The sequence below is a fragment of the Ideonella sp. genome (assembly GCF_044358605.1).
Classification (GTDB): domain Bacteria; phylum Pseudomonadota; class Gammaproteobacteria; order Burkholderiales; family Burkholderiaceae_C; genus Ideonella.
Genome location: NZ_JBIKNQ010000053.1, coordinates 1 through 13419 on the forward strand (window position 1 = coordinate 1; position 13419 = coordinate 13419).

11 protein-coding genes and 1 riboswitch are annotated in these 13419 nt (G+C 63.1%); of the genes, 4 read left to right on the forward strand and 7 right to left on the reverse strand.

All coding sequences use genetic code 11. The annotated features are described in order from the left end of the window. Positions 1 to 74 precede the first annotated feature (74 nt). Both ACIQ3Q_RS16975 and ACIQ3Q_RS16980 read right to left on the reverse strand, forming a co-directional pair. On the reverse strand, positions 75 to 518 hold the full coding sequence (locus ACIQ3Q_RS16975; RefSeq protein ID WP_396270369.1) for a hypothetical protein: 444 nt from the start codon (positions 516 to 518) through the stop codon (positions 75 to 77). Positions 519 to 1182: 664 nt separating this feature from the next. Beyond that, the gene (locus ACIQ3Q_RS16980) at positions 1183 to 2442 is read right to left on the reverse strand and encodes an IS4 family transposase (protein ID WP_396270370.1); all 1260 of its coding nucleotides are present in this window, start codon (positions 2440 to 2442) and stop codon (positions 1183 to 1185) included. 131 nt (positions 2443 to 2573) lie between these two features. Here ACIQ3Q_RS16980 and ACIQ3Q_RS16985 point away from each other — a divergent pair, with 131 nt between their 5' ends. Next, positions 2574 to 5846: an alpha-1,6-glucosidase domain-containing protein gene (locus ACIQ3Q_RS16985; RefSeq protein ID WP_396270371.1), complete on the forward strand. Its 3273-nt coding sequence runs from the start codon at positions 2574 to 2576 to the stop codon at positions 5844 to 5846. 556 nt (positions 5847 to 6402) lie between these two features. Here ACIQ3Q_RS16985 and ACIQ3Q_RS16990 read toward each other — a convergent pair. Beyond that, positions 6403 to 6855, reverse strand: coding sequence for a hypothetical protein (locus ACIQ3Q_RS16990; protein WP_396270372.1), 453 nt, complete (start codon positions 6853 to 6855; stop codon positions 6403 to 6405). A gap of 168 nt (positions 6856 to 7023) precedes the next feature. On the opposite strand from ACIQ3Q_RS16990, the gene ACIQ3Q_RS16995 reads away from it, so the two are divergent. Further along, on the forward strand, positions 7024 to 7737 hold the full coding sequence (locus tag ACIQ3Q_RS16995) for a haloacid dehalogenase type II (protein WP_396270373.1): 714 nt from the start codon (positions 7024 to 7026) through the stop codon (positions 7735 to 7737). A gap of 31 nt (positions 7738 to 7768) precedes the next feature. Here the strand turns inward: ACIQ3Q_RS16995 and ACIQ3Q_RS17000 are convergent, their stop codons facing one another. Together ACIQ3Q_RS17000 and ACIQ3Q_RS17005 are read right to left on the reverse strand one after the other, a co-directional pair. After that, entirely contained in the window at positions 7769 to 8167 is a 399-nt protein-coding gene (locus ACIQ3Q_RS17000) for a hypothetical protein (protein ID WP_396270374.1), read from the reverse strand. Then, positions 8164 to 8619: a type II toxin-antitoxin system RatA family toxin gene (locus ACIQ3Q_RS17005; protein ID WP_396270375.1), complete on the reverse strand. Its 456-nt coding sequence runs from the start codon at positions 8617 to 8619 to the stop codon at positions 8164 to 8166. The genes ACIQ3Q_RS17000 and ACIQ3Q_RS17005 overlap by 4 nt, the downstream gene beginning before the upstream one ends. A 172-nt stretch (positions 8620 to 8791) precedes the next feature. Then, positions 8792 to 8949: riboswitch (FMN riboswitch) on the forward strand. Between the two features lie 83 nt (positions 8950 to 9032). On the opposite strand from ACIQ3Q_RS17005, the gene ACIQ3Q_RS17010 reads away from it, so the two are divergent. Together ACIQ3Q_RS17010 and ACIQ3Q_RS17015 are read left to right on the forward strand one after the other, a co-directional pair. Continuing rightward, on the forward strand, positions 9033 to 9533 hold the full coding sequence (locus ACIQ3Q_RS17010; RefSeq protein ID WP_396270376.1) for a 6,7-dimethyl-8-ribityllumazine synthase: 501 nt from the start codon (positions 9033 to 9035) through the stop codon (positions 9531 to 9533). Positions 9534 to 9583: 50 nt separating this feature from the next. Beyond that, a complete protein-coding gene (locus tag ACIQ3Q_RS17015) occupies positions 9584 to 10561 on the forward strand; it encodes a hypothetical protein (RefSeq protein ID WP_396270377.1) in 978 nt (325 codons plus the stop codon). 12 nt (positions 10562 to 10573) lie between these two features. Here ACIQ3Q_RS17015 and ACIQ3Q_RS17020 read toward each other — a convergent pair whose 3' ends face one another. Beyond that, positions 10574 to 12124, reverse strand: coding sequence for a methyl-accepting chemotaxis protein (locus ACIQ3Q_RS17020; RefSeq protein WP_396270378.1), 1551 nt, complete (start codon positions 12122 to 12124; stop codon positions 10574 to 10576). 99 nt (positions 12125 to 12223) lie between these two features. Continuing rightward, a complete protein-coding gene (locus ACIQ3Q_RS17025; RefSeq protein WP_396270379.1) occupies positions 12224 to 13306 on the reverse strand; it encodes a LacI family DNA-binding transcriptional regulator in 1083 nt (360 codons plus the stop codon). Positions 13307 to 13419: the final 113 nt, after the last annotated feature.

Consider the following 13419-nt stretch of genomic DNA (forward strand, 5'->3'; position numbering starts at 1 on the left):
CCTACAACCATCGAATTCCTCAACGCGCCCTCAACCACCAGACCCCCATCGAGGCCCTGAAAAAATGGCACGCCTCACACCCCAAGCTCTTCACAAAACGTGTGAATGATCTCCCGGGGCTTGACAGTTAGGCCATTGGACTTGATACTATCAGCCTCAATATTTCCTCTGCCTATTTGCATAATTGACCGAGCCTCATTCATTACCTCATCGACATGATGCAGCCTTTCCCGTGACTCTTCCGCAAGAGGTTTTCCTTCGGCGACACTTTCAATTTGAATAATATATTGATCTAGCGTCAAGCAAGGGGCCGGGACAATGTGCTCAGTTTTGAGTTGAAAGATATTAGTTTGCTCGAAATTTGTGAAGCGCTCTGTTTTTATCTCTTGCATCAATGGGTGTTGATATTCACTGCTTGGGCTTGAGTTCCGCTTTTCTTCGCCCACCATTGAATGCTCTTGCTTCGGATTTGGACTAAATATTTTCTGGTTAAATTGCGGGGTTGAATTGGTATGCATTTTTGCAGCGATTTATAGCGACTGGTATCACAGTTTGATCTTCAGCGATGCGCCACGGAACTTGATGGTAAAATTCGCCGCATCCCTATGCTGGCATGCGGCGCATTACTAGACTTATATTAATGGCCGCTCAGGCCTTATTTTCTGGATCTTCAGTTGGCCGGCACCATGGGAGCACTTCCGCCAGGCGGAGAGCCAAATTGGTGATTGTTTCCACCTGGGCCTTTGCCATCTCGGCAGTCATTCGGAACCCCAGGGAACTTTTTTGGGGGCACTGTTGGCAGGCCGCTCTCACTCCCAAAGTTGACTGATTCACCCCCATCGCTCAGCCACTCTATTGCGTCTGGCCGCACTTCGCCTGGGTCACCATCTCGGTCCGGCAGCCGCGTGTACCCAGGGAAGCTGGTTAGCGAAAAATTATTCATGATACTCCGTTGATTAATCGTTTTAATGGTGACGAGGAATTCCATCACCATGTCAAGACTTGTCTTAACGGAGAAATTCTAGATTTTTACTTTCTTCCAGCGGTTTGCCTCTGCGAAACCTTCGCCCAGAAACCGAAGCTGTCTGCGTATTTCAGCGATCGTGGACGCCTGTTTCAGGCTGATCGTGGACGGCGAAACGATGGTACGTGTTCACGCCAATGCACCGAACTTAAGCGAAGTCACCCCTTGTAAGCATAGCGAGCATGAGGCTTGGCGCGGCGTTTGGGCCGAGGAACAGAACGACCGGGCAAGGCGCGGTATGTGGTTGCAGCCAGAGCATGCAGTGCGTGGACGAGGTTGGTCAGCACGTCGCCAATGCGAATGAGCAGGGAGGGCAAGAGTTTGGGCAGCAGGCCAGCCGCATAGGCGCGCTGACAGTGCCGGACGGTGGTCTTGCCGGTCTTGGTGCTGAGGCTGAGGGCAGGCGTGGCGGCAGCACACATCAGAGAGGCGAGGTTGTCAGCCAGTACCTTGGCGGCCACGTCCAGCAGCAAGGCCTGCTGGGTGAGCCCAGAGACGGACTCTAAAGCCCAGCGGTGCTTGAGTCGTTTGAAGGCCTCCTCGACGCGCCAGCGGGCGTGATACAGCTGGCCAAAGCACTCGGCGGGGATCTCCTCAGGCGGCAAGTTGGTCGCCAGAAGGCGCGCATTGCCCGTGGAGGCGACGTGACGCACCAAGCGCACTTCGGGGGCGGCGGCGGGGCAAGCCCAATCCGCCACATCTTGCGCCTTGGGCGCACTGAGAGTGACCGTCGATGCCGATGTGTCGCCGCGCATGAACTTACGCCCAGCCGCCCAGCCCGAGGTGTTATCGCAGCGCATTACAAAGCGGATGCCGCGTGCTTGCAGCAAACTCACCAGCCAAGAGGCGGGGTAGCCCCGGTCGAGCAACAGCACATCATCAGGCCCCAGGGCACCCAAGGCCTCGACCAACATGGCGCGCTCAGAGACAGCGGCGCTGTGCACGCTGGCATGCAGCGTCAACTCCGCCTGAGGCAGATACAGCGCAAACAGACGCTGCTCGGCACTGGCAGCCGAGCGGGTTCGGTGGCAAGACCGCACAGCGGGCATCAGCACAGAGGCATCTGCCGCCACCAGCCGCAACCCCTGCCAGCGCGGCACAAAGCCAGTAGCCTGAGCACGTTGGACCACCCAGTCATTGAGCCACGCCAGGGCGGGCTGATGCAGCCGAGAGCGAGCCTTGGCAAAGGCTCTGTCGGAGGCGTGACGCAGCACGCCCAGCGCACCATCGGTTGCACCACAAAGCGTGCCAAAGAAGTGATCAAGCCCGCCCTGAACCGACTGCCCACGCAGGCAAAGCAAGCTGCCGACCAGGGCAGGAAGAGGCAACTTACGCGTGCGGGTAAAGGCCTGGGGAAAGTCCGGATGCCGCGCACGGTGCGCGAAGGACTCCGAGGCAATCAGCTCGGCAAAGTCCACAAGCAGGGACTGGATGGATATACAGTATTGAGGCCACCATCATGTTTGACCTCGAAATGTTCATTTAAATCAACAACTTACACCAGAAATTTTACCACCGTTTAGCTTAAGTTCGGTGCATTGGCTGGCAGATGCACACCTGGGGCGCCGGCCAAGACCCCGGCTGGAACCAGGGCTGGAATGCCAGCGGCAGCGACAGCTTCGGTGCTTATTACGACGTGCCGCTCAACGCCGATAACGGCAGCGTGGGCTACCTGTTTCACAAGGGCGACTGGAAAGACCACAACGGGGTCGATCAGTCTTATGCCTTGAAGGCCGGGGCCAACGAAATCTGGCGCCTGCAAGACGACCCGACCACCTATGCCAGCAACCCGCTGCAAGCGCCCGCGCCGGACATCCAGACCGTGCGTGTGCACTACCAGCGCTTTGGCGGCGACTATGCCAACTGGGGCCTGCATTTGTGGAATGGCAGCGGCCTAGACACCAGCCGCATCCCCGCCGGCGTGACTATAGACCGCTGGAACGCGCCCGTGGCCTTCACGGCCATGCCCGGCTACAGCGCGGCGCCCAGCGAGGTGGTGTTTGACATCCCCGTTCTCAACCCCCTGGCCGACGCCAACCGTAAGGCGCTGGAGTTCATCATCCACGGCATGCCGCCCAATGAGAACGACAAGGATGGCCGCGACAACAACATTCGCGTGGACTATGCCGCGCTGAGCATCAAGAACCAAGTCGGCGAGATCTGGCTGGTGGAGCGTGACGCCACGGTCTACACCGCCGCGCCCGACCTGCGCTCGGTCAGCAGCACCGATGCGCGCGCCTTCTGGCTCAACCAGCAGCTCATCCAATGGCCGCGCGTGGCCAGCGGTCAGACCGTCAAGCTCTACTGGTCTCGCAGCGGCCAGATCGTGGTCAGCAAAGACCAGGTGGTGAGCGGTGCCGATGGTGCGCTGACCCTGGATGCCTATACCGGCAGCGTGCCCGCCGCCGCCGCCCAGCGCTTCAAGTGGGTGGCCTCTGGCGGGGTGTTCAGCGTGCGCGATGCGGACCTGCCCCAGCTCAAGCAGCTCCACAAAGCCCAGCTGGTACTGGTGCAGGAGAACGCCCAAGGCTTGGTGCAAAACGCCACCACCGCCCAAGCGGCCGGTGCGCTGGATGCGCTCTATGCCTCGGCCGAGCAAGTCAATGACCTGGGCGTGACGGTGGCCGCAGGCCGCACCCGCTTCAAGCTCTGGGCGCCCACCGCGCGCTCGGTGGCGCTGTACCTCTACGACCCCGCCAGCGGCAACGCCACCACGGCCGTGGACATGCAGTGGGACGCCGCCACGGGGGTCTGGAGCCACGAGGCGGCCGGTGACCTGAGCAGCCAGACCTACCGCTTTGCTGTGCGCGTGTTTGTGCGCGGCGTGGGCGTGGTGCGCAATCTGGTGACCGACCCCTATGCCATCTCTCTGACGGCAGACTCCAAGCGCGCCTATGTCGGCAGCTTGGCCGCCGCTGCGCTCAAGCCCAGCGGCTGGGACGAGACCGCCATTCCGGCCACCGTGGCCGCTGCGCCCGACATGAGCATTTATGAGCTGCATGTGAGCGATTTCTCCGTCAGCGACACCACGGTGCCCGAGGCCCAGCGCGGCACCTACCTCGCCTTTGCGCGTGGCACCTCGGCCGGCATGCAGCACCTCAAGGCCTTGGCCCAAGCCGGGCTGACGGACGTGCACCTGCTGCCCGCCTACGACATCACCAGCGTGCCCGAGCGCGGCTGCACCAGCCCCAGCGTGCCCACGGCCGCACCCGACAGCAGCGCCCAGCAGGCGGCCGTGATGGCCGGTGCGGGCACCGACTGCTTCAACTGGGGCTATGACCCCTGGCACTACACCGTGCCCGAGGGCAGCTATGCCAGCGCGGTCAGCGACCCGGCCCGCCGCGTGGTGGAGTTCCGCGCCATGGTGCAAGGCCTGCACAAAGCGGGGCTGCGCGTGGGCATGGACGTGGTCTACAACCACACCGCTGCCTCGGGCCAGAACGAGCGCTCGGTGCTGGACCGCATCGTCCCTGGTTACTACCATCGCTACAACGCGGCGGGCGACATCGAGCGCAGCACCTGCTGCGAAAACACCGCCACCGAGAACCTGATGATGGGCAAGCTGATGATCGATTCGGTCATCACCTGGGCGCGCGACTACAAGATCAGCTCCTTCCGCTTTGACCTGATGGGCCACCAGCCCCGCGCGGTGATGGAGAAGCTGCAAGCCGCCGTCAACGCCGCCACCGGCCGCTCGATCAACCTGCTGGGCGAGGGCTGGAACTTTGGCGAGGTGGTCAACGGTGCCCGCTTCGTGCAGGCTGAAATGCTGAGCATGAACGGCACCGGCATCGGCACCTTCAACCCCATGCTGCGCGATGCCGTGCGGGGTGGCAGCAGCTTTGACAACGGTGACTTCCTCATCAGCAACCAGGGCTATGTCAACGGCCTGTGGACCGACCCGAATGCGCTGACGGGCGGCCGCCCCAAGAGCGACCTGATGTGGCTGGGCGATGTCATCAAGGCCGGCTTGGCAGGCTCGATCCGCAGCTACAGCCTGACCACGCATTGGGACCAAACCCTGAGCCTGCAAGACCTGAACGTGGGCGGCCTGCCCGGCGGCTATGTGCTGCAGCCTTCAGAGGTCATCAACTACTTCGAGAACCACGACAACCAGACCTTCTTCGACAACAACGTCTACAAGCTGCCTGTGGGCACCAGCCGTGAAGACCGGGCCCGGGTGCAACTGCTGGGTGCGGCCATCAACAGTTTTGCCCAAGGCGTGCCCTACTTCCATGCCGGGGTGGACACGCTGCGCAGCAAATCGATGGACCGCAACTCCTACGACTCGGGCGACTGGTTCAACCGCCTCGACTGGAGCTACCAGGGAAATAACTTTGGCGTGGGCCTGCCGCCCGAGCGCGACAACGGCAACAACTGGAACGTGATGCGGCCCTTCCTGGCCAATAGCGGCATTGCGCCGCAGCCTAGCGACATCGCCTGGATGCGCGACGCCTTCCGCGACCTGCTGCGCATCCGCGCCAGCACTACCTTGCTGCGTTTGCGTACGGCCGACGACATCAAGGCCCGCCTGCGCTTTCACAACACCGGCTCTGGCCAAGACCCGGCGGTCTTGATCGGCCAAGTGGATGGCACGGGTTACGCGGGCGCTAACTTTGGCGAGCTGGTCTACGTGATCAACGTCGACAAACAGGCTAAGGCCTTGAGCGTGCCTGCGCTGGTGGGCAAGGCCCTGCAGCTCCACCCGGTGCACCAAAACCCCAACGCCGCCGACAAGCGCGCCGCCCAGGCCAGCTTTGATGCAGCCAACGGGACGGTGAATGTGCCGGCGAGGACGGCGGTTGTCTTTGTGAGGAACTGAAGTCTTCAGCGCTCTGTTTCAGCGATACGCGGTTGACACATAGCGAAGGCGCTCCGGCTTAGACTGGGCGCCTTCGCAATTTGGAGGCGCGATGTTCCTTTCGACAAGGGCTTCTGGACGAATTCTTGCCGCCCTTGGCCTTCTGATTTTGGTGGCCACTGCTGAGGCGCGCGTCACTCAGTCTGTCCAGTTGTGCATTCGCGATAGCCGCTTTTGGGACACCTCTGACAATCAGCGGGCTTTAGAGCGCTTTGCGGCAGACGTACTTCAGACAGCCCAGTCCAACAAGCAACCTGAGGCACTTCTGATTTCAAGCGTCTTTCCGCAGGGCCAGGTCGAGGCGCGGGCAGCCACGCTCAGCAGAGAGGCCCAAATCGTTCATAGGCTGCGCGTGTTGGGCATAGAGAGCACTCGGCTTGAATCACTCGCGGACCCACGCGCCAGTCCGCCGGATTTGGGATGCCCAGCAAAGGCGGTTGCCATTGAAATCGAGGCTATTTTTTGGCACCCTCGCTATTGATCACCGTTTCGCATCAAGGCAGGACGCCGGTCAACCTCAGTCGCTCTTGCCCTGCGCCGCCCGCTCGTTCATCACCCGGTAGTAGTCCTGCATCTTGTAGCGCAGCGTGCCGCAGCGCTGGTTGGTGGCGCTGGCGAACTGGTTGTAGCCGGCCTGCTCTTGCCGCAGTTGGGCACCGCGTTGATTCAGGCTTTGGACTTCGGTATTGAGTTGCTGCACCCGGAGGTTGTGGTCTTTCAGAGCTTGGGCATCGCTGGCCTCCAGCCGCTGTCGGGCTTGGTCAAGAGCGGTTATGGCGCTGCGCACCTCGTCTTGGCGTTGCTCATGAGCGTCGATGCGGCGCATCACGTCAGCCCGCTGCTCACGCAACTCATCTTGGCGGTTCAGGCAAGCGTGGATCTGCTCGGGGGTGGCCAGCGGCGGCTGGGTGGCCCAGGCGGCCAATGGCGCCAGCAGAGCCAGCGCGGCCACGGCCTGTGTCGTGTTCATCATGGGTACTGCTCAATTCCCAACGTTCTATTTGGGGCGCATGCTACGGGGGCTTGGTGGCCAGACGGCAAGCAAGGCTCTTGATTTCGTGACATGCTGTGCAGCCGCCGCCGCCGTGACTTGGCACTTGTCGGCAAGCCCACACGCCATCGACACAAGCACTTACGAATGACGCCTCCTCAAGCCCTCATCTTTGACGTATTTGGCACCCTGGTCGACTGGCACGGCAGCATCCGCAGCGAGCTGCAAGCCACCCTGGTCGACGGCTTGGGCCTGCCGCTGGATGCGGCGGCCTTGGCCACCGCTTGGCGCGCCCAGTACCAGCCCGCCATGCAAGAGATCCGCAGCGGCCAGCGGCCGTTTTGCGACCTGGACGTGCTGCACCGGCGCAATCTGGATGTGGTGCTGAACGACGCTGGCGTGAGCCCTGCCGTGGATGAAGCCACGCGCCAGCATCTGGTGCAGGCTTGGCACCGCTTGCAGGCTTGGCCCGAGGTGGGCGAGGCCCTGGCCTTGCTGCGTCAGCGCTTTGTCTTGGCGCCCTGCTCCAACGGCCATATCGCCTTGATGGTGGCGCTGGCTCGCCACAACGCTTGGCATTGGGATGCCGTGCTGGGGGCCGAGTTGGCTCGGGACTACAAGCCCCAGCCCATCGTCTACACCAGCGCTTGCCGGGCCTTGGGGCTGGCCCCCGCGCAGGTCATGATGGTGGCCTGCCACTCCAACGACTTGGCCGCTGCTGCCGCCGCCGGGCTGCAATGCGGCTTCATTGCCCGGCCCCATGAAGGTGGGCCGGGTGTGGGTGAGACCCAGGCCGCTTGCGCCGTGCAGGCCCAAGCGGGGAACCTGCTGCAACTGGCGCAGGCCTTGCTGGCGCTCTGACCCCGGCTTGCTGGGTGCCGAGCCTCAGCGCTCAGCTGCGCTGCTTGAACTGCACCACATTGCCCTCCGGGTCCCAGCCGTCCAGCACCGCCGCACCTCGGATCTGCCAGGTTTTGCTGGCGGGGTTGAGCCCACCGCCGGTGGCCTCTGTGGCTACACGCACCGCTGCCAAATCAGCCACCCAGAAGGCGGGCTTGAGGGGTGTGTCTTCCCGCAATTGCGGCGGCTGAGAAATCTCGATCTCTGCCGCATAGGCCGGGGGGATGGCATGGATCACCAACTCCAGCCCAGCGCCTGCCAACAAGTGATGGCTTGAATCAGCGTCGATCAGGGCGAGGCCCAGCGTCTGCTGGTAGAAGGCGGATACGGTGCTGGGGTTCTTGGCAAAGATCACCAGGCCCATGCTTGCGGTCGGGGTGGGGGCATTCATGATGGCTTACCTTCACAGTAGTGTCTCAAGCCTGCCAGGCGTTGGGTTGCTACGCGCTGGAAGTAGGCCAATGCCACGGGCTGCATGGCCCAGCGCAGCCAAGCAGGCCGGGTGCGTATCTGGTAGCGGAATCGTACATCTGTGCTGCGGTCGTCTCGGGCGTTGAAGATCCACGATCCTGCAAAGTCCGCCAACATCCATGGGCCGCGCGTCATCACGACGGCTGCGCGATGAGGCGGGTCCCATTGCACAAAGCGGACATCCATCTCCAGACCGGATTTGGCCCGCACCCTGACCTCTGTGCCAACCGAGGTGTTTTGGGTGTCGCCGTGAAGGACTCGAATCTCGTCTGGAAACGGGTCCCACGCCAGACGAACTGCATAGTCTTGCGAGATCGCAAACACTTTGTCGATGGGGGCCGCAATGCAAAGGCGTGTTTCGATGACCGGCATAAGAGGAGATTGTGCCGGGCTCTGGCGCGCCCGATGGTCGACAGCATGCCCTGGTCTGGCGGTACGCTTGGAGCGCTTCGGTGGGAGCCAGCTTCTGGGTGACTCCCACCAAGATGCCCGCGCTGACTCCGTTGGTCTTGTTGGACAATGGCCCCGCCAACCTCGTGTTGGCACGCGTTCTCAGGGCGGGGTGAAAGTCCCCACCGGCGGTATCTGCGCGCAAGTGCAGGAGCCCGCGAGCGCCCAGCACACCCCTTGGTGCGTTGGGGTCAGCAGATCTGGTGCGATGCCAGAGTCGACGGTCACAGTCCGGATGAAAGAGAAACGCGCGGGTGTGGCGCCTGGGCTTTGCGGCTCAGGCGCCGCGCCTGCGTTCGCCCTGATTCTTGGCCTTTATCACCGTGAGGTGTTCCATGAATCAGACCCTGTCGTCTTCCCGTTCCACATCGTCGGCCGCTGCTGCTGCAGTGCGCCCCTTGCGTGTGGCTATCGTTGCTGCCTCCTGGCACCGCGACATCGTTCAGCAAGCCATTGATGCGGCCTTGGCGGAGTTCCGCCAAAGCACCTCACCGCCCGAGGTGGCGGTGCACGATGTGCCGGGGGCCTTTGAGATCCCGCTCTATGCCCAGCGCTTGATCCGCGCAGACGCCTGCGATGCCGTGATCGCCTGCGGGCTGGTGGTCGACGGCGGTATCTACCGCCACGACTTCGTCGCCAGTGCCGTCATTGACGGCTTGATGCGGGTGCAGCTCGACACCAACGTGCCGGTGTTCTCCGCCGTGCTCACCCCCCTGCGCTTTCATGAGATTGCGGAGCATCAGCAGTTCTTTGCTGAGCACTTTGTGAAGAAGGGGCAAGAGGTGGCGCGGGCCTGTTTGCGGACGCTTGCTGGGCTGAGCGCGAAGGAGCAATAGCGCCCTGAACAACAGGCAGGTACGATCAAGATTTGCATCGTTGTGCAGTCATGATCGTTCCTGACCACTGGGCAGAGGCCCGAATACAGCGTCGCGAAGGCGGACGGCAAGTCACCGTCCGGCGATTTGGTTGGTCTGAGTTCAGCATGCAGGACGCGGAACTCATGGCGCACCAGCGGGCGGAGGCTGCCTTGCAGCAGGCGCTGTCTGGTCACCCACTGTCACGTCGCGAGCCTAAGCGGGCCTATAACGGGGCCGAAGGCGTTCCCATTCGTGAAGAGGTGCTGAAACGCTGCGGGCCAGAGGTGATCAGCCGCAACAGCTATGGCGCGCACTGCCTCAATTCGCCCCGTGTACTCTTTGCTGATGTCGATTTCGACCTCTCTATGCCGAGGTCTTGGCTCTTGGGCGTATGGGGTCTGGCGTTCGCGTTGTGCTTGGTCGGCGGCAATCTGACTCAGCGCTGGGCACTGTGCATAGCTGCATTGGTTTTCGGGGGACTCATGCTGGTGTGGCTCACGCAGAAAGCCCACGCGGCCTATGCGCGGCGGGAAGGCGCGGCGGAGGCTGCGCGTGGCCGACTCAACACATTCTTGAGGGGGCACCCTGAATGGCGTGTCCGCACATACAAGACGCCGGCGGGGCTGCGCTACCTGGTTGTTCATGCATGCTTCAGTCCCTTGTCTGACAAGGTTGCGAAGTTCTTTCAAGCTGTGGGTGCAGACCCGCTTTATGTTCGAATGTGCCAACGCCAACGGTGCTTCAGAGCGCGGCTGACGGGCAAGCCTTGGCGCATGGGTATTGAGCATCGCCTGCGGCCTCGGCCTGGTATTTGGCCCGTTGCGTCTGAACGATTGGCTCTGCGCCAGCGTTGGGTCGACGTCTATGAGCGCACTGCGGAGCGCTTTTCCGCGTGTCACTTTGTGGAGGAACAAGGTGAAGGACGGACCACCTCGGAGCTTGAAGAGGTCGTTCGTTTGCATGACGAAGCGTGCCGCGCGCTTCGATTTGACCTTCCACTGGCCTGACTCGCGCCGGCCTCAGCGCCGCCCAAAGATGTTGATCGCCTCGACCAGGTAGTTGGCTTGGCGTTTGAGCTCATCCGTGGCGTTGACGCCTTGTTCGACCAGCGTCGCGTTTTGCAGGGTGGTTTGTTCCAGCAGGTCGATGGCATCGTTGACGTGGCGCACGCCTTCGCTTTGCTCTTGGCTGCCTTGGGCGATGCGCTTGATGATGTCGGCCAACTCGCCAATGCTTTCGCCGATGTCGTCCATGGCGGCGCCGGCCTGGCGTGCCACATCTCGGCCTTGTTCTACATGCTCGCCGTTGGTGGCGATGACTTGCTTGATGTCTTTGGCGGCGGCGGCACAGCGCCCTGCCAAGCTTCGCACCTCGGCGGCCACCACGGCAAAGCCACGCCCGGCCTCACCGGCCCGGGCGGCTTCCACGGCCGCATTCAGGGCCAGGATGTTGGTTTGAAAGGCGATACCGTCGATCAGTGCAATGATGTCCGAGATCTTGTTGCTGGCCGCGCTGACACTGTCCATGGTGTCGATCATGCGATGCACCGCTTGGCGGCCTTGCTGGGCCACGCCGCTGGCCGCTTGGGCGCGCTGGTCGCCCGCTTGGGCGTTCTCGGTGTTCATCTCTACGGTGAACTTGAACTCCAGCATGGAGGTCGATGATTTCTCCAGGGCGCCGCTTTGGCTGGCGGTGCGTTCGGCCAGGTTGTGGTTGCCATCGGCGATCTCTCGGCTTTGCTGCTCCACCACGGCGGCGCGGTGCGCCACATCGGCCACCAATGCCTTGAGGTTGAGGCCGCTTTGGTTGACCGCCCGCATCAGCATGCCGATCTCGTCGACCCGGTCCAAGGCGGGGGCGGCCTCGGCTTGGCCGCTGGCGATTCTTTTGGCATGCGCCAAGATCAGGTCCAGGGGGCGGGCGACTTGCGACTCCAGGAACCAGGTCAACATGCCCCCAATGGCCAGGCCGCTGAGGGCCAGCCAGGCCATGTCGCTGGGCGTGTCGACGAACATTGCACTGAGGAGGGTCATCAGCACCACGCCGATGCCGATGGCCGTGCGCAAACGTGCGCGCAGCGACATGCGCTGGAACACGGACGCCATGCCTTGCAGGCCCGTTCGTACCAGCAGGCCTTTGAAGAGCATCAGGCCTTGTGCCCGGCCTTCCCGGAAGCGGCGATAGAGGTCTTCGGCCTCGCGAACTTCTTCATCGGTGGGTTTGGTGCGCACCGAGATGTAGCCGACGATGGCATTGTTCTGGGTGATGGGCGCTGCGTTGGCTCGCACCCAATAGTGGTCGCCGTTCTTGCTGCGGTTCTTGACCAAGCCGGTCCAGGGGTCGCCGCCCTTCATGGTGCGCCACATGTCGGCAAAAGCCTCGGGTGGCATGTCGGGGTGGCGCACCAGGTTGTGCGGCTGCCCCAGCAGCTCGTCCACCGCATACCCACTGATGTCGATGAACGCCTCATTAGCGTAGGTGATATGGCTTTCCGCGTCCGTCACCGACATCAAGGTGGCGGACTCGGGAAAGTCGATGGACTGTTGCGTGACGGGCTGGTTGATGCGCATGGCAAGCGGGCACGCGGAAACACGTGTCGCTAGAGCTTAGGGCGGGTGGCGCCTGGCCATTCCCCCAACAACCGTGCTCAAGGCCCGGGTGTTCGGCCCTTAAGTGCTGGCGCGTCGCACCACCTCAAAGCCCAGATCCACCTGGGCCAGGGCAGGCGTCTCGCCGCGCATCAACTGCAGCAGCATGCGTGCCGCAGCCTCACCGATCTGTGCGCGCGGTGTGCGCACGGTGGTCAGGGGCGGGCTCATCTGGTCGGAGCCGGTCAGGTCGTTGAAGCCCGCAATGGCCACGCGCTGCGGCACGGGCAGGCCCAAGCGCAGGGCGGCCAGCAGTGCGCCCTGGGCCAGGTCGTCATTGCAGAAGAAGATGGCGTCGATGGGCGGCGTCTGGCCCATGATCTGCTCAAACATCTGGCCGCCCAGCGCCAAGGACGAAGGCGCGGGGTTGAGCCACTCCAGTGTGGGGCTGTGCAGGCCAGCGGCCTGCAGCTCGGCCCGCCAGCCTTCTAGGCGCTGCAGGGTGCGGGGGTCCAATTGGGCCCCGGCAAAGGCAATGCGGCGTCGGCCCTGGGCCAGCAGGTGGCGCGTCAGGGCGGCACCGGCTTCGCGCTGGGAAAAGCCCACGCAGTGCAGGGGGGCGGACAGTGTGGCCGTGGTGGGCAGGTCCATCAGGTGCACGCAGGGCACCCGGCTTTGGGCGATGAGCTGGCGCGTGCCGGGGCTGTGGTCCAGGCCGGTCACGATCAGGCCGGCGGGGCGGTGCATCAGTTGCTCGCGCAGCAGTTGCTCCTCTTCGCCTTCGTCATAGTGGGTCACCCCGATCAAGGTCTGAAAGCCGGCCGGGCGCAGGGTGCGCTGAACCGCTTCAAGCACGTCGACAAACAGCGCGTTCGAGAGCATGGGGATCAGCACCGCCACATGGCTGCTGCGCTGCGAGGCCAGGGCGCGCGCCGCCGGGTCCGGCACATAGCCCAGCTTGGCGACGGCGGCTTGCACGCGCTCGACCAAGGCGGCGTCCACCGCCCGCTCGCCACGCAGAGCGCGAGAGACCGTGATGGGGCTGACGCCGGCGGCCTGCGCCACGTCGCTGAGCGTGACGCGGCCGGTGGCGCGGCGGCGGCTGGCCGAGGCTGCCGTGGGCGCGGTAGCAGGGGTTGCGGCGGGCGTCTTGGCGCGAGGCATACGGGTTTTCTCGGAGTCGGGCGGAAAGCAGGGTGAGCTAGGATAGCGCTATCCGGCGTCGGACGGCAAGCGCTCATTCTCAACGAATTTAGGCTCGCCGCTCACGCCGATTT

Bases quoted from the DNA above. Each gene is read 5' to 3' on its own strand.
- ACIQ3Q_RS16975 (WP_396270369.1), bottom strand. From the start codon at position 518: ATGCATACCAATTCAACCCCGCAATTTAACCAGAAAATATTTAGTCCA.
- ACIQ3Q_RS16985 (WP_396270371.1), top strand. From the start codon at position 2,574: ATGCACACCTGGGGCGCCGGCCAAGACCCCGGCTGGAACCAGGGCTGG.
- ACIQ3Q_RS16990 (WP_396270372.1), bottom strand. From the start codon at position 6,855: ATGAACACGACACAGGCCGTGGCCGCGCTGGCTCTGCTGGCGCCATTG.
- ACIQ3Q_RS16995 (WP_396270373.1), top strand. From the start codon at position 7,024: ATGACGCCTCCTCAAGCCCTCATCTTTGACGTATTTGGCACCCTGGTC.
- ACIQ3Q_RS17000 (WP_396270374.1), bottom strand. From the start codon at position 8,167: ATGAATGCCCCCACCCCGACCGCAAGCATGGGCCTGGTGATCTTTGCC.
- ACIQ3Q_RS17005 (WP_396270375.1), bottom strand. From the start codon at position 8,619: ATGCCGGTCATCGAAACACGCCTTTGCATTGCGGCCCCCATCGACAAA.
- ACIQ3Q_RS17010 (WP_396270376.1), top strand. From the start codon at position 9,033: ATGAATCAGACCCTGTCGTCTTCCCGTTCCACATCGTCGGCCGCTGCT.
- ACIQ3Q_RS17015 (WP_396270377.1), top strand. From the start codon at position 9,584: ATGATCGTTCCTGACCACTGGGCAGAGGCCCGAATACAGCGTCGCGAA.
- ACIQ3Q_RS17020 (WP_396270378.1), bottom strand. From the start codon at position 12,124: ATGCGCATCAACCAGCCCGTCACGCAACAGTCCATCGACTTTCCCGAG.
- ACIQ3Q_RS17025 (WP_396270379.1), bottom strand. From the start codon at position 13,306: ATGCCTCGCGCCAAGACGCCCGCCGCAACCCCTGCTACCGCGCCCACG.